Origin of the sequence: Bartonella sp. AP150HLJHH (assembly GCF_042196385.1) — a bacterium.
GTDB lineage: Bacteria > Pseudomonadota > Alphaproteobacteria > Rhizobiales > Rhizobiaceae > Bartonella.
This window is the reverse complement of sequence record NZ_JBHIQC010000008.1, coordinates 1-20,175: the sequence shown is the minus strand read 5'-3', so window position 1 is coordinate 20,175 and position 20,175 is coordinate 1. Positions and strand designations below refer to the sequence as shown.

Here is a 20,175-nt window from a genome sequence, read left to right as displayed (position 1 = left end):
TGTCAGAAAATAGGCAAGAGAACATTTGTATATTCTTGCAAGAAAACGTATCTTATGTCATGACATATGTTTCTTATATGCTTAAATATTTAAGGTTATGAGTTGCTTGGATAGAAGCTCAACACTGTTTAAAAGGTTGCGCAATGACACAAATGCATCAAAAACAAAAACAAAATGAAATTAATCATCAAGATGAAAAAGCAAAACGACGTCAAGAAAGATTGGCACAACAATTGCGTCAAAACCTGAAACGTCGAAAAGAGCAAAGCCGAAAAAGAGCACAACCAGAGCTCTAAAATGCAAAAAGCTCTAAAATGCAAAAAAATGTTTTTTAGTAAATTTTTGCAACCAAACTTCTCAATAATTTGTTCTCATAGTTAGAATGCGTTCTAAAACGATTAATAAAGCATAACTTCCCGAAGGGGGACAATCCTTTGGAAGGGCAGGCACAAAGGAAAAGAGGGAAAACACGATGGATTCTATTCAAATTGTTGGGGGAAAAAAACTTCAAGGAACAATTCCTATATCTGGGGCAAAAAATGCTGCATTGCCTCTTATGATTGCGGCGCTGCTGACAGAAGAAACGCTCACTTTAGAAAATATTCCGCATCTGGCCGATGTTGAATTGCTTATTCGTATTCTCAATAATCATGGTGTTGGATATGCCGTTGATGGACAAGAGTTTAACGATGAATGTGTGAATTCAAGAACAATTCATTTTACGGCGCAAAAAATAGCCACAACACGGGCACCATATGAACTGGTGAAAAAAATGCGTGCAAGCTTTTGGGTTATCGGACCACTGCTTGCACGATGCGCAGAGGCTTATGTTTCGCTTCCTGGAGGATGCGCTATTGGAACAAGACCTGTCGATTTTATCCTTGAGGGACTTAAAACTTTAGGCGCACAGATTTCGATCGAAAATGGATATGTTCATGCAAAAGCGCTAAAGGGGTTAAAAGGTGCTCACTATCGTTTCCCTAAAGTCACTGTTGGTGGAACCCATGTGCTGCTGATGGCGGCGACAATGGCAAAGGGAACAACCACTCTTGAGAATGCAGCTTGTGAGCCAGAAGTGACAAACCTTATTCGAACCCTGAATGCTATGGGGGCTCAAATAACCGGTGAAGGAACAACAACGCTTACAATTGAAGGGGTTAAAAAACTCAACGGTGCTAGAGTACGCGTTATTGCTGATCGAATCGAAGCGGGAACATATGCAATGGCTGTTGCTATGACGGGAGGAGATGTCTTTCTTAAAAATGCAAATCCTAATCATCTCACAAAAGTGCTTAAGGTGCTCCAAAAAACAGGACTCGAGATTCAAATAGAACCTCAAGGAATTCATATTAAGCGAAATCCAAAGAACACCAAAATTATGCCCGTTGATATTAAAACAGGACCTTATCCTGCTTTTCCAACTGATCTCCAAGCGCAATTCATGGCGCTCATGACACGGGCTGAAGGAATCGCGCATATTACAGAGACGGTTTTCGAAAATCGTTTTATGCATGTTCAAGAACTCAATCGCTTAGGGGCACAGATAAAGCTTGATGGGCAGACGGCAACTGTCTATGGAACAGAGAATTTGCAAGGGGCTCCTGTCATGGCGACGGATTTGCGTGCTTCTGTTTCTCTTGTGATTGCAGCATTGGCAGCAAAGGGAGAAACAATCGTCAATCGTGTTTATCATCTTGATCGTGGATTTGAGAGATTAGAAGAAAAATTGGCTCGTTGTGGCGCAAAAATCCAACGTATCACAGTGTAAAGCTTTCAAAGTGTAAACCTGTTAAAGATATGCTGAATGCTTTGCGCTGTGGTTGAGGGGGGCGATTGCTTGGGGGCGTTTTAACACAATGTTTGCTTGTTGGGAGGGGCTGGGCTTGGGGCGCTGGGCTTGGCTGGTGCATTTTTAATGGTTTACTCTCTTGCTTGTGGAATTTTGGAGCCGTACATTCTTGATGATTTTCTCAATAGTTCTTTCAAATCTCCATCTTTCAAGGGTATGGCTTTTGTGGCTGCTGTTTTCTTTTCGGAATGGTTTTTCTTTCGTGTAAAGTTTTGCTTCTCTCACTCTTGAGGAGGCTCGTGATTATTGTCTAAGTTTCGTTCATGGCGCTCATGACGCGGGGTTGAGGGAAGCGCGTGAAATTACAGAGACGGTTTTCGAAAATCGTTTTATGCATGTTCAAGAACTCAATCGCTTGAGGGTGCAAATAAAGCTTGATGGGCGAGAGAGCAACGCATCTCATAAAACAGAGAATTTGCAAGGAGGCCTCATCATGGCGACGGATTTGCGTGCTTGTTGTTTCTCTTGTGATTGCAGCCCTCTTACTCTTGTTACATTGGCAGCAAAGGGGGAAACAATCGTCAATCGTGTTTATCATCTTGATCGTGGATTTGAGAGATTAGAAGAAAAATTGGCTCGTTGTGGTGCAAAAATCCAACGCATCACAGTGTAAATCTGTAAGATGTCTCTCAAAAATGGCTTTGGGAGGGGGTGATATGTTGTTAGGTGTGCTTTTGGGAGGTGTGATCTCAAAAATAAAGGGTTATTAGTCCTCTCAATAAACGTGGGTTTTATTTCATGGTTTTGGAGTTTTTACGAGCGGGCATAAAAGTTTGAGAGGCGGGGGTGGAGCTCATAAAATAAAGACTGTTTTTAAATTTTATTGCTAATTTCATGAAATTACTTTATTGGTAAGAGAATGTTTTGGTCGTCTACGCAGCGATCAACAGGGAATGAAAGACCCTAAACTTGAGACACGTATTTATCCAGCTTTATGGATATCCCGGATTTCCGGGAGCTTTTGTTATGTCCAGGTGCTCTCTAGCACTAAAAGCAAAAGGCTGAGTCAAGTTTCAGCTCTTTCAACTCCCGGAATACCAATGCGAGGGCGCTCGCAACCGGCAGGGGAGCTTGAAGTGAAAGCTAAAAATCCACACTTTAACGACATTTCGATAGGCAGAAAAATTCGCTTTAAAAGAACAATGATCGGAATGTCGCAAAAGAAATTAGGCAGCCAGTTAGGTGTGACTTTTCAACAAATCCAAAAATATGAAAAAGGCTCTAATCGTATAGGAGCTGGGCGTTTACAAGAAATTGCTGATATTCTCAATGTTCCCATTTCTTTTTTCTACTCCGATCTCTCGACAAAAGAAAATGCCTTGTATTGCTGTGATGAAGGGATCGCAAGTAAAGAAGAGCACATTCTTTTGAAAAGTTTTAGAGAGCTCAAATCTAAAAAGCAATTTTAAGATTAAATTTTCGTTAGAATCAAAAAAAGATTAAAGAGGCTCTTGCTAAATAATAAATTATTATATAAAGCTTTTTCTAGAGAAGGGGGTTAACATTTCTCCTCCCCCCCCCCCCCGCAGAAATGTCCAAATAAAACCTCCTTCTCATCGTTTTAAAAATCACGAAAAATTTTATCCTTTATCTTTTATCCTTTTAAAAAGAGTGACTTATTTGTGCTAGAAAAGTTTCTGTATTAGGCAAATTGGAGGGCGGGGTGTTTTTAGTAGGGATTTGGGAAGGGCTGGAAAAGTCGTCTTGCCAAATAGAGTTCTCAAAAGAAAATCTTGGAAAGAAACTATCAAAGGGGTGGCTTAAAAGAAGCTACCAAAAATCCGGAACTTCAGGCTTTAAATGAGGACCAATCCGTACCGCTGAGACCTTTTCTGCTAAACCGGTGCGATCTGAAATCTCAACCGCTAAACCACAAAGGGTGGCAGGACCACATGCCGGTTCAAAACGATCTTGCTTCGTCTTATAAAGAAAACGGTGTAAGGGTTCTTCTTTATCCATTCCAAGAGATGAATTATAATCTCCACACATGCCTGCATCTGTTAAATAGGCGCTCCCACCTTCTAAGATCTGCGCGTCAGCCGTGGGAATATGCGTATGTGTGCCAACGATAACACTCACACGACCATCAAGAAAATGGCCAAAACATTGCTTCTCGCTTGTCGTTTCTGCGTGAAAGTCAAAAATAATCGTATCGGCTTGCTCCATCAACGAACAGGCAAGCAGAATATTTTCCGCTGTTTCAAATGGATCTTCTACTTTACACGGCATAAAAACGTTGCCCAACAGATTGGCGACAAGAACACGGGCGCCATTTTTTGCCGTAAAAACACCAGAACCTTTTCCAGGAGTTTCTTTCGAAAAATTGGCAGGGCGTAAAAAACGATCACTCTCATGGGCATACTGCAATGCTTCTTTGTGAGAAAAAGCATGATTACCTGTGGTGACAACATCAACACCGGTCATCAAAAGATCTTGATACGTTTCTTGTGTGAGACCAAAACCACCAGAGGCATTTTCACCATTTACCACAACAAAATCAAGCTGCCATTTCTCAATCAGTTGAGGAAGGTGTTCAAAAACAGCTTTACAGCCTGTGCTACCAACAATGTCACCTAAAAATAAAAAACGCATAGGCGCTTTAATCACACTTTAACATTTTAAGAAACCTTTTTCTGTAAAAATTCCTTGTACCTGTAGATCATGTTCTGCTGCGGGAATAGAGGAAACCTCCTGACATGAAAATCCTATGCCCCATAATGTCATTTGATGCCCTTGTTTTTCAAGAGCTGCAACAGCACGGTCATAGTATCCTCCTCCATAGCCAAGACGGTGACATTGACGATCAAATGCAGAAAGCGGAACAATAATATTATTGGGGGCAACAACGTCATTGTCTGCACCCGGACCAAAGGTGCCAAAACGCATGGGCTCTAAAATCGTGCTGGGCGAAAATGCACGGAAAATCATGGTGGTGGAATCAAGAACTGCTGGTAAGGCTAAATGCCCACCGCGTAACGCTACAGCATCCAGTAAAGGACGCGGGTCAATTTCCGATTTAATGGGCCAATAGCCTGCTAAAATGAGGCGTGAAAAATCGGTTCCCTTCTTTTCAAGGTATTCAATAAAGTGGCAACAAGCACGCTGCGAAAAGAGTGCACGCTCTTCTGTTAAAAGAGCATCACGACGCGATAAACCGCTTTTGCGTTGCTGTGTGCGAAGGGATGAAGCAGATTCATAGAGGGGATTATTTGTCATTGTCTCGTTAATTGTTTTATAAGATGCTGGTATTTTATCCATTGTTGGCGTTTTGTAAATCTCTGTATGGACAAGAGCTGTGCTCATGAAAAAAAAGCATGAAAAAAAGTGTGTGCTCTTTAGGGGGTATTTTGGTGCAACAAGCCGCTTTTGCGTTGCTTGCGTGCGAAGGGGTGAAGCAGATTCACAGAGGGGATTATTTGTCATTGTCTCGTTAATTGTTTTATAAGATGCTGGTATTTTATCCATTGTTGGCGTTTTGTAAATCTCTGTATGGACAAGAGCTGTGCTCATGAAAAAAAAGCATGAAAAAAAGTGTGTGCTCTTTAGGGGGTATTTTGGTGCGATAAACCGCTTTTGCGTTGCTTGCGTGCGAAGGGGTGAAGCAGATTCATAGAGGGGATTATTTGTAAGTGCTGTTTGTTTTATAAAATAAAGCCTATCGTAATTTTTATTTCTTGAAAAGAGAGTATCGTCATTGGTCTTATGTAAAAGGACGCTCTCAATTTTAGCTGGAAAAATTTGATGTAAAAAAGTTATATAAATAAAGGGTGATCCACAACAGCCGATGGAAAAAGCTGATCCCAGGAACCTATACAAATAGGTGGGCGCCATATGAAAAAGCCCACGGGCTTGATCAGGGACAGCTCCCTTGGAGATCATTAAGGTCTCAGGAATACGTTATTTCCTGTCGAGAAGCGCAGAACACCCTCCTTAATATAAAACAATTTCAGAGCTTCTGCTAGAGATAAAATAACTTCGCTCTCTTCTTTTTCATAAAGTATTTCAGGAGAGATTGATGATATTGTCGGTGGTTGCTCGAAATGGCTGTATGATGGATGGCTTATTCAAAGTAAAAAATATGAGTGGGGGTGGGTGATTGAGTGACGCAGAACGGTTTATTGGCAATGGCTTGATTGGCTCTTTTGGGACAGTGCTTGATTTTTATGTTTCGTGGTAATGCTTGGAGGAGTTTTGAAAGGAATATTTCTTATTCAAGGATGTTGGTTGAATTGGTGTTGCACCTTTGAAGTTTTTGCTTTGTGAAGCCATATTTCAGGGCTGTTTTATCAACTTTGAGGGGTGGAGGAGAGCTGATACGGTATGTGCTGCTATATGGTTGAAGCTCATAAATAAAAAACAGACGGTGATAGTTTATTAGAGGCGCTAAGCGATGTTTTAAGCTTTTTTCAAAAAGTATTTTTTGAGGATCGTGTTTACAATTTTTTTTATCCATGATGGAAGGTGTGAAAAGAAGAAACGGCTGAAGAGGACTTAGGCGTGAAGCCCGTATGCTTGCTATGAGAAGAAATTCTGTAAGGGGCATATTGGCAGTGTTTGGAAGATGCCTTCAATACAAAAAAGGTCCAAATTCAAAAAAAGGCACTGTCAATTGTGTGGGGGGGGGTGATGGTGTGGTTATAAGCAGGGGCAGTTTATTGAGTGGAATGTGAAACAGGTTTTTGCCGTCTTATCTAGGTTTGAAAGGATGCCGTAAAGTGTCTTGTTCTTGAATGGTTTTAAAGAGCTTGGGGTGATTGTTCGTCTAACAGAGCTTGCACGCGCTTTTGAATTCTGCGCATTTGTGGAGTGTAATCCAATGCTGTTTCATCAATCTTAAGAGCCAAGTTTTGGACGCTCTGTTGCTTCCATGGTAATGGCTAAGTTTCAAAAAAAGACACTGTCAATTGGGGGGGGGTGGTTATAAGCAGGGGCAGTTTATTGAGTGGAATGTGTAGCGGGCTTGCGTCTTATCTAGATTTGAAAGGATGTCGTAAAGTGTCTTATTCTTGAATGGTTTTAAAGAGCTTGTGGTGATTGTTCGTCTAATAGAGCTTGCACGCGCTTTTGAATCCTGCGCATTTGTGGATAGTAATCCAATGCTGTTTCATAAGCTTTAAGAGCAAGTTTTGGACGCTCCGTTGCTTCCATGACAACGCCAAGTTCAAAAAAAGCACTATAATTGCGCGGCTCAAGTTCAAGAGCATGGTTGAGATCAAGCAGGGCAAGTTTGAAATCGTTCAGCTGAATGTGAATCCAAGCACGCCTTACCCAAGCTTCAGCATGAGTAGGTAAAAGTGCAAGAGCATTGTCAATATAATCAAGCGCAAGTCCATAATCATCGCTGTTGAGTGCATTTTCAGCCCATGACATTAAAAGATCAATCGTCTCACTCCCCGATTGGGACCATAAATGTTGAAGTTGTTGACTGATCTTTTTCGCTTTAGCAACATCAGCACAATATTTCAATTCTTTGAGTAAACGTGAAATTTCTGCTTCTTTGCGCTGCTTAACTCTGTCAACATGGGAAAGCTGCTCTTTGTCAAGATCTTCAAGAATAACCGCCGAGGAATCAGAATCGGAGGGCGTTGAGGAAGGGGGAGGAGAATTGGGAATAAGATCATCTAACGGTAAAAGCGATTGTGGAGAAGGCCGATCTTCAGGAAGAGAAGGAGGATTTTGCCCATAGCTCGAGGGAACAAAACAAAAAACGCCAACAAAAAAAAGAAAAAACGCGCGCTGAAAAATACAGAAAAAACGCAGCTGAAAAAATCGAAAGGCTTTAAAAAAAATAGAAAAATCCATAAAAACAAGCCCCCAAAAGATAAATCACCAAATATTATCAAATACTAGACTTGTAATCAACGGACTTATAACCAAAAAAACGCAAGAAAATTTTTTTAAGCCTACAATTAAAGTAGGCATAAAAACATTGATCCTAAAGAAATTAGTCCTAAAAGAATTAGCCCTGACGTGCTCTAAAACGTGGGTTCGTTTTATTAAGAATATAAACACGACCCTTACGACGCACCAAACGATTGTTACGGTGGCGCTCTTTTAGTGCTTTAAGCGAATTTTTAATTTTCATCATATTCACCGTTTAAATAGTTTACGTAACACAATACTATAATACAATATTAAAACACGAAAATACAATATTACAACCCCAATAGACTGCTTACTCTATGAGCATTGCATTGCGATATCGTACTTGCATGATAACATCACACGATACACTTTTTCACTGTGATCACAAAAAGAAAAGCGCACTCTTAAGGTACGCATTAACCACTTCATTAGCACAACGATAAGTGAAAATTGCAAAAAAGTAGGAGAGATTTAACAAGAAGTCTTATTCTTGTCAAGGGTATATCCCTTACAAATTCCTTAGGGTGTGTTAAGGGTTGGCCTTGAAGGTAAAAATTTTCTCGTAAAAAAAGGACACAAAAAAGCACAAAGAGTGGAAAAAAGTAAAAGCCTTGTCAGCTTTAAACAAATAAGCTCTGTTAGGGAGTGTTGCAAGAACAGGAGCGCTGTTGAGCCGTTGGATTGTTGAAGTGGTGTGGTTTTTGTCGTTAAGGGCAAAGGGGGACTTCTTAAAACGTAAGGGGCTTGTTTGTGGGGGTTCGTGAAGCCCTGTCAGGTGCGTGCGCCGGCTGAAATGCTTGAAGTGGGGGGAAGAGGGGACGCCGTTGGATTGTTGAAGTGGTGTGGTTTTTGTCGTTAAGGGCAAAGGGGGACTTCTTAAAACGCAAGATGCTTGTTTGTGAGGGCTCGTGAAGCCCTGTCAGGTGCGTGTGCCGGCTGAAATGCTTGAAGTGGGGGAGCCGTTGGAATTGTTTCTTGTATTGGCTGTACGCACATAATATCATGCCTATAGTTTCAAACGTCCCCTTATGAAAAATCTCATACCCTCAATATGGGTCATCAATAACTGGTAATCACATTAAATACGTCTAGAAATATGAAAATAAGGATTATGGTATTTTAATACCACGTTTTTCACGACTTTTTTTATTTATTAATTTCTTTATTACATTTTTGAATTGCTAAGTTTAGTCCTGTAAGCGCTTTACGGTACAGTTTTCGATATTTAATGGTAGAATAAACAAGCCAAACGGATAATGTTATTATTGCACAACCGACAATGATCCCTAGAATGCGCCCTAATATTATAGCTTCAATCATTTTTCTCTCCTTATTATATTTTGATTAGCAACCGCTTCGTCTAGTTGTTTCATTACTTTTTTCAGTTTCTTCTTTACTACGATCCGTAGCACCAAAGAGATTGGTATCGAACCGTACAGAATTAATGCGCATAACAGCCCGATTGCAGTTGCTACATTCATCTGAGGTTTATCCGCACTGCCTAATATTGAGAGAAAAATGTATAAACAGACGCTTATAAAGATTATGAATATAAATTCTCCCAGTGAAACAACACCAGCCTTTAATGTTTCCTTAACTTCTTTTTGGATATCGAGGACTAAGTCCCATTGAGAAGATGTATCATTTTGTTCTTTTGGTGATGCATTTGATAGGTTTGGTTTTGTCATGTTGATATTCGTTTGTTTCTTGAAGGTTTTGTCTTTTGATAAAGCGAATAACTCAGTTTCTCAGACTATTTTTATGAAATGAAAAAAGATTTCTGTACTTGTTATAATTATAATACGAATGACTTGCTACGTCTGTAGCGCATCTTCCCTTTATTATTATGAGGCATGTACAATTTTTCGTGCCGCTGTATAAAAGATTCGTTTTGTGAGTACAATTATATTTTATCACTAAACTATAGGCGAAGAGGCATTTAATATTGAAGTGTTTAGCCGGTTGAATTTACTTAAGAAAAGCTTGATTGTTGACAGATCGGCACAGGGATCTTCGTCCTTGAGTGCTGTTAGGCACTCAAATTTGAATAATGTAATTTTATAGGGGAAAGAACGAAGGCGATAGACATAACGAAGGTGACAAATATTACAGATATTAAAGTGAGTGATATTTAAAACGGTTGTTGTTTTAGAGTGTAAGCTAAATTTACGGTTTTCTTTCGGTGTGTAGTTGTATGTTTATCTGCTATTTTAAGCTTTATTGCGAAATGAAATAAGGAGAGACGCTTCAAGCTCTAGAAAATACAACACAGGTAATATCGCCTTATGAGGGGAGAGAGGATATTTCTATGATGGATAAGCTTAGTACTGTAATGATATCTTTGACATGGAATTCAAGGCGTGGTGCGGAGCGGCGCTTGGCACTTTTGTGAAAGAATGAACACAAGAAGGGAGACTAGAGGCAATGAGAACGCATTGTTAGAATGCTCTCTATTGGCCGCAAGAGGTAAGTTTATCCTCTAAAGGTTGCAATTAAAGGCCTAAAGATTGGCATTAAAAGAAAAATGAAGGGGCTGCGTATGTTATAGGGGAATATTTATGCTGTGGGAGGTGGAGGGGTGATGAACTTGGGGGCTGGTGAATTGCTTTTAGTCGTGGGGGGATGTTTTTGAGAAAAGGAGGAGGAGCTGTTGGATTGTTGATTGGTGTGGTTTTGTATCTTTGAGGGTGGGGGCATGGAAGAGAAGGAGCTTGTAGGAGGGCTTCACGCCCTTTCAGGGGCGAATTAAAAGGTTAGGGGGGGGCGCTTTTGAAGCCGATGGATATCGGTGTGGGGGGAGAGGTTGTTTTTTCAGTTCATTTAGGGGAAAAGTGTGAAAAAGTATTTGTATATATGTGGGCTTAAGATTTGTTGGCTGGTCCCAGTAATTGGATGATATGCCCCATTTTGCGGTTGGGGTGAACAGTGCTTTTGCCATATAAATGGATCGAGGTGCGCTCTTGCTTCAGAAAATATTTTAACGTGCTAAAATTGTTACCAAGAAGATTGGTCATTTGGCAATCGCTATGGCGATAGGGACTGCCTAAGGGAAGTCCGCAAATAGCACGGATATGCTGTTCAAATTGTGAAGTTATGCATGCCTTTTGTGTCCAATGACCAGAATTATGGACACGCGGTGCTAATTCATTCACTAAAAGATGACCATTCGTTAAGACAAAAAGTTCAATACAAAGAACACCAACATAATCGAGGGCATCCATGACTGTTACACTGATTTCTTGAGCTGCTTTTTGCACGTCAAGTGGAATATGTGATGGAACAAAGGACTTATGAAGAATACCATTTTTGTGTTGATTTTCAGGGCAGTCATAAAAAATATGTTCTCCTTGTTTTGTACGTGCCGAAAGAACCGAAATTTCCGATAAAAAAGGGACTATTTCTTCTAAAATACAAGGCTGTTCCTGAAAAGTCCTTAAGGCTTCGTCAAGGGTTTGTTCATCTGGGTGATCAAGCTTGATCTGGTTTTTTCCGTCATAACCAAAACGACGCGTCTTTAAAAGACCACGTCCGCCTAAGGTATCAAGAGCGGAAAGAAGAGAAGAAGAATTGTCAACAGCGTGCCATAACGCGGTGCCAATCCCTTGATCACGCAAAAATTGCTTCTCAAAAAGTCGATCTTGCGTGATCTCTAATGCTTTGGAAGAAGGATAAACAGGCTTACTCTTTTCTACATATTGAACCGTTTGAAGCGAAAGATTTTCAAATTCATAGCTGACAACATCACACTGAGAAATAAAATGATCTAAAGCTGATATATCGTCATAGGAGGAAACAATATGGTTGTTTGCTGTTTGAGCGGCTGGGCAATCGGCTTCAGGGCAAAAAATAACGGTTCGAAATCCTAATTCTGCGGCCGCTATGGCGAGCATCCGCGCTAATTGTCCCCCCCCGATTAAACCAATGACGCTGCCTGGAGGTAACATGGTGAAGGGAGTGGTGTTGGACGAGGTGGTGTTGGACGAAGTGGTGTTGGCTAAGGTGGTGTTGGACGAGGTGGTGTTGGATGAGGTGGTGTTGGCTGAGGAGGTGTTGAAAAACGGTGCCATTTTAAACCTCCGTTACAGGCGTTTGGGCGACATTGGCTGTTTGTTGTTGACGCCAATCTTCTAATCGTTGGGCGAGATCATGGTCATAAACGGCCATAACGGCTGCGGCTAAAAGGGCTGCATTAATTGCGCCTGCTTTGCCAATTGCTAATGTGCCGACGGGTATCCCTGCTGGCATTTGCACGATTGAAAGCAAAGAATCTTGACCAGAAAGAGAGTGAGAATGCACTGGAACGCCAAAAACAGGAAGAGGAGTAAGGGCTGCTAACATACCTGGAAGATGCGCTGCACCCCCCGCACCGGCAATTAAAACTTTAAACCCTGCATCTTTTGCATCTTTTGCAAATTGATAAAGGCGTTCAGGAGTTCGGTGTGCTGAGACAATATGCGAACTATGAGAAATACCAAGATTCGTCAAAATATCTGCACTATGGCACATCGTTTGCCAATCCGATTGGCTCCCCATTAAAATCGCCACATCACATGATTTTTTCATCATTCTCTATCCTTTTCAAAGGTTCAATGCGATTCTTTATCATTATTTTTTTTAAAGTTTTATATTCTTTTTGCAAAGCCAATTGATGACAGAGAAACAGTTATTTTTCAAATAAGGCGGAAAGCTAAAAATTTAAAGGGGATCTCGAGAGATGAAAAACTAAAGTATTGAAGGCATGAAGCACTTCTTGTGAGCGGGGAGGGTAATGTCACGGGGTGGCGTGGGACCCATGAGGCTGTTGAGCTTGCGGTATTGTCTTTTATTTAAGATAAGAGGGAAAAGTGTATTGGGGAAAAGCCATTGATTATAAGTTTTTTTTTTAAAAATGTCTTATTTTTTATTTGCTAAAATAAACAAGATCACCATATGATATAAAATCTGTTGCAATTTGAAACATTGCTTATGAGAAAAAGAGATTTTTATGTCAAAAATGTGTTGCAAAATGAGGATATTCTTTTGAGAAAAAAAGAGATGTATATCTCTCGATTTCAAAGCCTATTTATTTTGTTGTTCAAGTGATTCTTTTGTGAGTGGGGGATATAATCTTTATAGGGGATATAATCTTTATAATTGTCGATATATCTTTAACAATGGCAGATATAAGGGGAAGCGAATAATCAACGCTTTTGTGCTTTTAACGCTTTTGTTGAGATGTGCTTCTGAGCGATTATATCGTTTTTTCACTTAAATATAATGGCAATATCAATCGCGAGTGACGAATTGTGAATAATAAATCCATGGTCTCTTTTTTGCCCAATTTTGTAATATGGTGAACGCTGAAATAAATAAGAGTTAAACAACGGATGTAAAGGAGATTTAAAAGCTATGTTTCTTCCATTTTTAATCGCTTTAGGTACTGCAGTAACGACTATGTGTGGTAAAAAAAATATAAGTTATGCTTTGTGGGCAATTTTATTCGTTGTCATTCTTCTCACTTTCAATCATCACGCAACTTCTACTTTAAATTTATCTTTTTGAGAGAATAGCCATGGAACATGTTGAACAAAAAAATCCTCACTTCGTCATCTTTATGAATACGCTAGGACTCTTTGGGTTATCTATTGTCTTGGTGGTGGCTTTTTATTATCAATTGGTAAAGTTTGAGTTACCTTGTCCCCTTTGTTTGCTGCAGCGCGTTGGATTGATGCTGGCAGGTTGTGGGTTCTTACTCAATATTCACCATAAGGTGAAAAATACCCATTATGGTATGGTTATTCTTGGTTGTATGGTAACCAGTGCTGTGGCAGCACGGCAAGTGTTTTTGCATATCACACCCGATGATTTAGGATATGGTTCAACGTTCTTTGGATTGCATTTTTATACTTGGGCTTTCATTATTTCTGTCCTTTGTATCTTTGCTGTCTCATTTGTCATGATTTTAGGCGAATTGGCACACAAGTTCAAAGAATTTTCTCCTTTTCCAGTCTTGAGTAAAGCGGCAAGTTTCTTATTTGTGTTTTTGATTGCGGCAAATTTGATTTCTACCATACTGGAATGTGGTGGTGGGCAATGTGCCGATGATCCTGTAAGGTATGAATTGTTATCAAATTGGTTCCCTTCACAGTCTTGAAATTTTTTAATAATCCCTCATCATAATTTTTATTGTTAAAGAGGCGGAAATATTTAAGAATCCGCTTCTTTTTTATTTATTGGGAAGACATTTTAGCAAGATTGTTCGATAATCTGATCTTTTATACCAACGCTGGCTTTTATGAGCGCTGGCGATTGATATTTTTTTTAGCGAAGACTTGTATTGTGAACCTTTTATGCTGTCTTTTGAGAGAGATGAAGGGATTGATTGGCTTGGAGGCGTTTGTAGAGAAGCCCCGGACTTTTGAGCCGCGTGGGTTAAGAAGCCTCGTTTTTTAAAGGTGCATTAACGATAAAAATTTTTTGTTCTTGATTTTTCTTAACATTGTGTTAAATTGATCTTTGTATTCATTTTGGTGCTTCTAAAGCGTTTTTATTGCTTCTAGAGGGATTAATTTAAAATTTTGAAAGTTATGTGAATAATTTTCTGCAGAGGTTTGTTTATTAGAGGCAAACCTTTTTTTTTATCTAAGTTTTAGATGTTTTCTTTCAGTGTGAAGCCTTTTTTAGAAAAAGGTAAGCGTCTTGATGATGACTCTCTTCTTTATTAATATATTGATTTATAATAATAAATAACCATTTTTTAACGTGAAGCGCGTTGCTGAATATAATAAAATTTCTCATCACCAGTTCTCTCATATTAAATCAATTAAAATTACTTGGCTTATACATCATAAGTGGTGGGGCGTGCATGTGGGTCAAAACTGTACAAGAAAGGCATGCCTTTAATGAATTATCTCTTGAACCGAAGGCTGTCTGCAACATTGGGAGCTGGCAGAGTTTTTGTGATGATGCCGGCCTTGTTCTTCCATAAGCGTAAACGTGTTTTTCCATACGCGTAAAGATAGGGGAGGGCTGAAAGGATTTTATATACTTCATGGGGGCTTACCATTTCTTTGCGGGCGGCGTTTTGCAAAATGGGTGTGATGAGCGTTGAGAGATCTTTCTTTAAAACAAGCGCGTGAATATGCAACACAAGTCTATTCCTTTTGGTGCGTTTTGTATTACGAAAAAAATTGATTTATAAGAATGAGTTATCGTTGTGGATGTTGAACGAGAAAAACGAAAAGCTTCTCTCATTTCAAACTTTCTTATAGTCAATTAATTAAATGTGCTCTTCTACGTTACAAAAAAGCACTGGGTGTAAATAAAAATTCTTTTAAAAATCGTAAAATGCTTCTTATGCACTCTTTTGATCGCTAGAATTTGTCGAAAAATTTTATGCTGCTCAATACAATAATAGGGCGGTTTATATCTATGATTTAAGTGAAAATAGGGGGATTTAGATGAAAAGGGAGGTGAGATTTTAATGACAGTTGTTGAAAACGTTATTGTGTAATGCATTTTTTACAGATTTTCTGCTTTCTGTAAATACGTAAAAGCGTAAAAACGGAAATGTGTAAAAAAGGAAAAGGCTTTATGTCGTTAGAGGCGTTGTGGTTAATGATACGCAATGTATAGGGATCGTGTTTTCGAAGGTAGGAAGAACAACATAAATGGAAGGAGTGGCTTAGAGGAAGCGTGTGAAGAGAGAGAGAAAATGGGGAAGGCTGTATGGGAAATGCGTAGAGTATGAAGTGTGGGGCAGTGAAGCATGTTGTGAATGGTGAGTGAAGAATGGAGAAGGTTTTTGAGAAAAGGAAGGGCTTCTGGCGTGGGGGGAGTGGTGTTTATCTGAAGGGCGCATGTTTAAGGTGTGGAAGGTGAGGAAAAGTTGGAGAGAGGATGATTGTTCGTAAGTTGTGGAGGGATTAGTCAGAGGTGTTGGGAAAATGCTTTAGGGGAAAAAATTAGCGTAATTTCTTGTCACACTGAAACCAAAATCATCATAAAAATTGAAGGAAATTAGCGGGTAAAATTGGTGGAAAAAAAGTTTTGATTCTTAAGGTGTGGGATGACGTTTTTTGAGAGCATGGAAGAGTAAACTTGAAAAACCTTTCCCTTTTTGTGGAATTTTTATTCACAAACTTAAGAAAATAGGATATGAACGCTGGAAATAACGCGCAGCTTAACAAAATATGTGCACTGTAAAGGAAATGTTTGTTTATGTCAAAAGAAGAAGTTTTAGAATTTTCTGGTATCGTTACTGAACTCTTACCTAACGCGATGTTTCGTGTGAAACTGGAAAATGATCATGAAATTATTGCCCATACCGCTGGTAGAATGCGGAAAAATCGTATACGGGTGTTGGCCGGTGATAAAATCATGGTGGAAATGACACCTTATGATTTGACAAAAGGGCGTATTACATATCGCTATAAGTAGCCTCGTGGGTGGCTTGCACTTTTTTCTAAAAGCTATCATATTATTTCTATTATTTTTTAACAGTTTTTTAGTTTGCTTTTCATGAGTGAAAAAAGGGGAGTGTTTGAAGAGCCTTGAAAAACTGTAAAATCGATGCGGAAAAAGGATAAGGAGATCAATAGCGCTTAAAAGGGAGGCTAAAGGGGCGCTTAAAAGGGGGCGCTAAAGGGGGTGAGAGGGAAGTCAATTGTGAAGGGGTGGAAATGAGAAATATAAGAGAGTGGGGGGAAAAACGTTTGGCAGATACTCTTACAGAAGAAATTCATTTGGTGCTTGCCTCCGCTTCGCCAAGGCGTTTAGCGCTCTTGGCACAAATAGGGATTGATCCCCAGCAGGTTTATGCAAGCGATATTGATGAAACGCCAAAATTAAAAGAACATCCTGCAAACCTTGCCAAACGTTTGGCAAAAGAAAAAGCACTGAAAGCCCAAAAAATTTTGCGCTGGTACAGTCAGAATGGTCAAGACGAGTTGCAGAATGGTCAAGAAAAATTACCTGGACAGAAAATGATTATCTTGGCGGCTGATACGGTGGTGGCTGTTGGGCGGACCATTTTCCCCAAACCAGAAAGCGAGGATGAGGCTTATGAATGTTTACGATACCTTTCTGGGCGTTCGCATAAGGTCTATGGTGCCATTTGTGCGCTCAATGAACGTGGAAAAATAACCGTAAAATTGGTTGAAAGTCGTGTTCGTTTTAGACGCTTAACCTCTGCCATGATGAAGGCTTACCTTGCTTCAGGAGAATGGCAAGGGAAAGCAGGTGGCTACGCTATCCAAGGAAAAGCAGGGGCTTTTGTTGTCCATATCACGGGTTCTTATTCTAATGTTGTGGGATTGCCTTTGGCTGAAACAGCCGATCTCTTGACCGCTTATCACTATCCACTTTTCACTCACTGGGCTGAACAAACGCATTAGAAAAACTTTAAGGTAAGATCAATGCAAGGTGAAAAGCAACAAAAAGAGAAAAGCAAAAATGAAAAAAAAGCAACAGAAGAAAAGTTAATGAAGAAGCCAATGACAAAGGTGTGCCAAGAACAAAAAGAGCTAAATTTGCAAAAAGAGACCCGTCCTCCGCATCCTTGTCCTATTTGTGGTCAGATGTCACAAAAATCTTCTTATCCTTTTTGTTCCACACGGTGCCGAGCTATTGATCTTAATCGTTGGCTTTCAGGCTCTTATATTTTACCACCCCCACCACAAGTAAGTGATGAAGAAGAATAAAGAGTTCTCTTGAGAAAGAACGCTAAAGCGTTTTTTGTGTGGAAACTGAAGGGGAGGCGCGCGGGATTATCGTAAATGTATTTAAGAGCTGGATTAACGGCTTGCTTATTATCGTCATTCGCAAAGACGCAGATTAAGTTCAATCAACGATGGAAGTTTTAATACATATCTAAGACTTATCCCCAAAGGTTTTGTTTACCATGGATAATTATAAATTGCTTTGTTGCATGAAGGTCGATGGTGCTTTGTTGCGTGAAAGCTGTTGGTGCCTTTAGGGCGTGAGGAAAAATTGGTCATCTAATCAGTATTGCTAACAAAAAAGAGGGGTGCGTGTTTTTGTGCAAAGAGACGGGGTAACAAAAAATCGCTTGTTGGTGCTTTGTTGCGTGAAAGCTGTTGGTGCCTTTAGGGCGTGAGGAAAAATTGGTCATCTAATCAGTATTGCTAACGAAAAAGAAGGGGTGCGTGTTTTTGTGCAAAGAGACGGGGCAGTAAAAAATCGCTTGTTAGTGCTTTGTTGCGTGAAAGCTGTTGGTGCCTTTAGGGTATAAGGAAGAATTGATCATCTAATCAGTATTGCTAACGAAAAAGAAGGGGTGCGTGTTTTTGTGCAAAGAGACGGGGCAGTAAAAAATCGCTTGTTAGTGCTTTGTTGCGTGAAAGTTGTTGGTGCCTTTAGGGTGTGAGAGAAAAATTGATAGTCCAATCAGTATTGCTAACAAAAAAGAGGGGCGCGTGTTTTGGTGCAAAGAGATGAGGCAGTAAAAAATCGCTTGTTGGTGCTTTTGCTGGGTAATGGCGTGGTGTCATTTGGCGGTTGGATTGATTATATCGTGATTTTGACCGTATCTGTGTTCACGTGGAAAGCTGATCAATATGATGTCGCTTTTATTGGAGCGGCAACATTATTACCTGGTATCGTTTTGTCTAAGCCAATTGGAATGGTGGTCAGTCACCGTTCTATGATCCATTGGTTGCGGGCGTCACTGCTGTTACGGGCACTCTGTACTGTCGGTTTATTGATGGCGACGAGTCTGCAAGGATTTATTATACTGGCAGTTATTCGAGCGACATTCAACAGTCTAGCCATGCCTGCAATTTCCGTTCTTAGTGCAAATTCGGTGCCTGAAAACGGACGGACTCGTTACTATTCTGTGCTTAACATGATCAATAGCGCGGCAAAGATGATAGGACCTGCTTTGGGGAGTGCTCTGTCTGTACTTTTATCAGATACCTATACTTTATTGTTTTCTGGATTTTTGACATTGCTAGGCTTTATGGTGTTTTGTTGTCTTGGTGCACAACCTGTCTCGTCGCTCATGATAAAAACAGCGAATACCATAAAATCAAAGCAGAGGCTTTATGGGACAACTTGGTATGCCTATGTGGCGGTGATGTTTGTGTATTTTGCCATGATCTTTATGGTGAATAATCAGTTGCCGGTTATTCTTAGTGCAATGAAAATGAATAAACAGGCTCTTGGGATGCTGGTATCGGCTTCGGCAATCGGTAATTTTCTCTATGGATTTTGGAGTGTGAAACAATCAAAGCATAAACCCCTTACAGGCAAAATATCAGAGTTGTTAATGCCGGCAATGTCAACAATGATTGGTTTTGTCATGATCTCAGTGTGCTTTTTTTACTTTGATTTACTCCGTATTGAGACTTTGTTGCTCTGTTTTTTCCTTATTGGAATGGTTAGCGCTTACTTTTCCATATCTTCTAATGTTTATCTGGTAAGCAATTTCAATGAACAGATTGGATTGGCTTCCGGATGGGTGCAGTCTATACAAAATTTAGCTATGTTGGTGGCGCCGTTTGTTGGAGCGTTTGTTTTAGGTCACACTTCGGCTGGAAAATTGTTCCTTCTTTCTGGATTGAGTGGATTATGCTGTTTATTGGCTATCAGGATATTGCTGAACCGTTCTTTGTTAATTGTTCGATCTCAATGATTGGCTCATCAATAAAACAAATGTTTTAAATCATTTTTCTGAGATTTAGAGGACGTGGAGATAATCCAACATAGAGCAGCTTTTTTGACGTTATAGGTTTAATCTTTGATTTTTACTTAACCGCTCATATTTTTGTTTTTTTTCGGGGCTTTGCCTTCTTGACGCTGTTCTACCGTCTCGTAAACGCAATAGGGGGCATGGTTTTGAGTAACAATGTCATTTTTGTTTAACTCCGCTTTGCTACGAATAGCCAAACTTAAAAAACTCAGCTGCCAATCCTTAATCAGCTTGACTTGAAGCAATAATGGAAACAGAAAACGAGGAGCTATAGTGTGAATTATCTTATATGCCGTAAAATATCATTCTTGGAGGTATGGTGATATCAGGTATGGGAAACTTTAGGCAGGGGGTATGTTAATTGTTGTGCTTTTGCTTAATCAGAAATCAACCACAAGATTGCTTTTTGTTTTTTTGGTTGGAGGTCTCTAAAATTTTTTAAAAGGGTGTGTTCTTTTTCGCTATAGGTTTCTTGATTGTGGTGTAAGAGAGGTTCTTTTGTTGAAAGATCTTCTTTTGTGGCAATGTCTGCATAAAAAAAGCTTATAGGAACTTCCAGTTTTTGAGCGATTTCCAGTAAACATTTGGCACTTACACGATTTAAGCCTTTTTCGTATTTTTGGATTTGTTGGAAACTGACACCTAAATGGCTTCCTAATTCTTTTTGGGAAAGGCTCATTGAAATGCGTCTGTGGCGGATTCTTTTGCCTATCAAAATGTCGATAAAATGTGGATTTTTAGTTGGCACTTCAAGCCCCCCTCCGGTTGCGAG

At 39.8% G+C, this 20,175-nt stretch carries 19 protein-coding genes, 1 other RNA gene and 1 pseudogene; 11 read left to right on the top strand and 10 right to left on the bottom strand.

Annotation, left to right across the window (positions count from 1 at the left end):
- Positions 1–143 precede the first annotated feature (143 nt).
- The 4 genes and pseudogenes from ACFING_RS04800 to ACFING_RS04785 all read left to right on the top strand — a co-directional run bounded on the left by ACFING_RS04800 (position 144) and on the right by ACFING_RS04785 (position 3,258).
- Positions 144–296, top strand: coding sequence for a hypothetical protein (locus ACFING_RS04800; protein WP_375607050.1), 153 nt, complete (start codon positions 144–146; stop codon positions 294–296).
- A gap of 176 nt (positions 297–472) precedes the next feature.
- Positions 473–1,768 (top strand): UDP-N-acetylglucosamine 1-carboxyvinyltransferase, encoded by a 1,296-nt coding sequence (murA, locus tag ACFING_RS04795; RefSeq protein WP_375630058.1) that lies wholly within the window; start codon positions 473–475, stop codon positions 1,766–1,768.
- A gap of 341 nt (positions 1,769–2,109) precedes the next feature.
- Positions 2,110–2,462: pseudogene (locus tag ACFING_RS04790) on the top strand (UDP-N-acetylglucosamine 1-carboxyvinyltransferase); the annotation flags it as partial.
- Positions 2,463–2,823: 361 nt separating this feature from the next.
- A complete protein-coding gene (locus ACFING_RS04785; protein WP_375630105.1) occupies positions 2,824–3,258 on the top strand; it encodes a helix-turn-helix domain-containing protein in 435 nt (144 codons plus the stop codon).
- A gap of 361 nt (positions 3,259–3,619) precedes the next feature.
- Here ACFING_RS04785 and ACFING_RS04780 read toward each other — a convergent pair whose 3' ends face one another.
- The 9 genes from ACFING_RS04780 to purE all read right to left on the bottom strand — a co-directional run bounded on the left by ACFING_RS04780 (position 3,620) and on the right by purE (position 12,280).
- Entirely contained in the window at positions 3,620–4,441 is an 822-nt protein-coding gene (locus ACFING_RS04780; RefSeq protein WP_375630057.1) for a TIGR00282 family metallophosphoesterase, read from the bottom strand.
- 18 nt (positions 4,442–4,459) lie between these two features.
- A complete protein-coding gene (locus tag ACFING_RS04775; protein ID WP_375613632.1) occupies positions 4,460–5,065 on the bottom strand; it encodes a 5-formyltetrahydrofolate cyclo-ligase in 606 nt (201 codons plus the stop codon).
- 549 nt (positions 5,066–5,614) lie between these two features.
- A non-coding RNA gene (gene ssrS / locus ACFING_RS04770) (6S RNA) lies at positions 5,615–5,775 on the bottom strand.
- A gap of 1,090 nt (positions 5,776–6,865) precedes the next feature.
- Complete coding sequence (locus tag ACFING_RS04765) at positions 6,866–7,651, bottom strand: tetratricopeptide repeat protein (protein ID WP_375630056.1); 786 nt, start codon at positions 7,649–7,651, stop codon at positions 6,866–6,868.
- A gap of 157 nt (positions 7,652–7,808) precedes the next feature.
- Positions 7,809–7,934 carry a type B 50S ribosomal protein L36 gene (gene ykgO / locus ACFING_RS04760; protein ID WP_004863016.1) on the bottom strand — a complete coding sequence of 42 codons (126 nt, stop codon included), beginning with the start codon at positions 7,932–7,934 and terminating at the stop codon, positions 7,809–7,811.
- Between the two features lie 926 nt (positions 7,935–8,860).
- Positions 8,861–9,034 (bottom strand): hypothetical protein, encoded by a 174-nt coding sequence (locus ACFING_RS04755; protein ID WP_375621480.1) that lies wholly within the window; start codon positions 9,032–9,034, stop codon positions 8,861–8,863.
- Complete coding sequence (locus ACFING_RS04750) at positions 9,031–9,402, bottom strand: hypothetical protein (protein WP_375630055.1); 372 nt, start codon at positions 9,400–9,402, stop codon at positions 9,031–9,033. The genes ACFING_RS04755 and ACFING_RS04750 overlap by 4 nt, the downstream gene beginning before the upstream one ends.
- A gap of 1,173 nt (positions 9,403–10,575) precedes the next feature.
- A complete protein-coding gene (locus ACFING_RS04745; protein ID WP_375630054.1) occupies positions 10,576–11,781 on the bottom strand; it encodes a 5-(carboxyamino)imidazole ribonucleotide synthase in 1,206 nt (401 codons plus the stop codon).
- Between the two features lies 1 nt (position 11,782).
- Positions 11,783–12,280, bottom strand: a complete 498-nt coding sequence (gene purE, locus ACFING_RS04740) for a 5-(carboxyamino)imidazole ribonucleotide mutase (protein WP_375630053.1) — start codon at positions 12,278–12,280, stop codon at positions 11,783–11,785.
- Between the two features lie 822 nt (positions 12,281–13,102).
- Here purE and ACFING_RS04735 point away from each other — a divergent pair.
- From ACFING_RS04735 to ACFING_RS04705, 7 genes are all read left to right on the top strand, one after another.
- Positions 13,103–13,255 carry a DUF5993 family protein gene (locus tag ACFING_RS04735; RefSeq protein ID WP_273790835.1) on the top strand — a complete coding sequence of 51 codons (153 nt, stop codon included), beginning with the start codon at positions 13,103–13,105 and terminating at the stop codon, positions 13,253–13,255.
- 10 nt (positions 13,256–13,265) lie between these two features.
- The gene (locus ACFING_RS04730) at positions 13,266–13,847 is read left to right on the top strand and encodes a disulfide bond formation protein B (protein ID WP_375613594.1); all 582 of its coding nucleotides are present in this window, start codon (positions 13,266–13,268) and stop codon (positions 13,845–13,847) included.
- Between the two features lie 711 nt (positions 13,848–14,558).
- Positions 14,559–14,681 (top strand): hypothetical protein, encoded by a 123-nt coding sequence (locus tag ACFING_RS04725; RefSeq protein ID WP_375630052.1) that lies wholly within the window; start codon positions 14,559–14,561, stop codon positions 14,679–14,681.
- Positions 14,682–15,913: 1,232 nt separating this feature from the next.
- The gene (gene infA, locus ACFING_RS04720; RefSeq protein ID WP_004857577.1) at positions 15,914–16,132 is read left to right on the top strand and encodes a translation initiation factor IF-1; all 219 of its coding nucleotides are present in this window, start codon (positions 15,914–15,916) and stop codon (positions 16,130–16,132) included.
- A 242-nt stretch (positions 16,133–16,374) separates the two neighbouring features.
- Positions 16,375–17,088 carry a Maf family nucleotide pyrophosphatase gene (locus ACFING_RS04715; protein ID WP_375611669.1) on the top strand — a complete coding sequence of 238 codons (714 nt, stop codon included), beginning with the start codon at positions 16,375–16,377 and terminating at the stop codon, positions 17,086–17,088.
- 21 nt (positions 17,089–17,109) lie between these two features.
- Positions 17,110–17,394: a DNA gyrase inhibitor YacG gene (gene yacG, locus ACFING_RS04710; RefSeq protein ID WP_375611670.1), complete on the top strand. Its 285-nt coding sequence runs from the start codon at positions 17,110–17,112 to the stop codon at positions 17,392–17,394.
- Between the two features lie 743 nt (positions 17,395–18,137).
- Entirely contained in the window at positions 18,138–19,346 is a 1,209-nt protein-coding gene (locus ACFING_RS04705) for an MFS transporter (RefSeq protein ID WP_375630104.1), read from the top strand.
- Between the two features lie 433 nt (positions 19,347–19,779).
- Here the strand turns inward: ACFING_RS04705 and ACFING_RS04700 are convergent, their stop codons facing one another.
- A complete protein-coding gene (locus ACFING_RS04700; protein WP_375630103.1) occupies positions 19,780–20,151 on the bottom strand; it encodes a helix-turn-helix domain-containing protein in 372 nt (123 codons plus the stop codon).
- Positions 20,152–20,175: the final 24 nt, after the last annotated feature.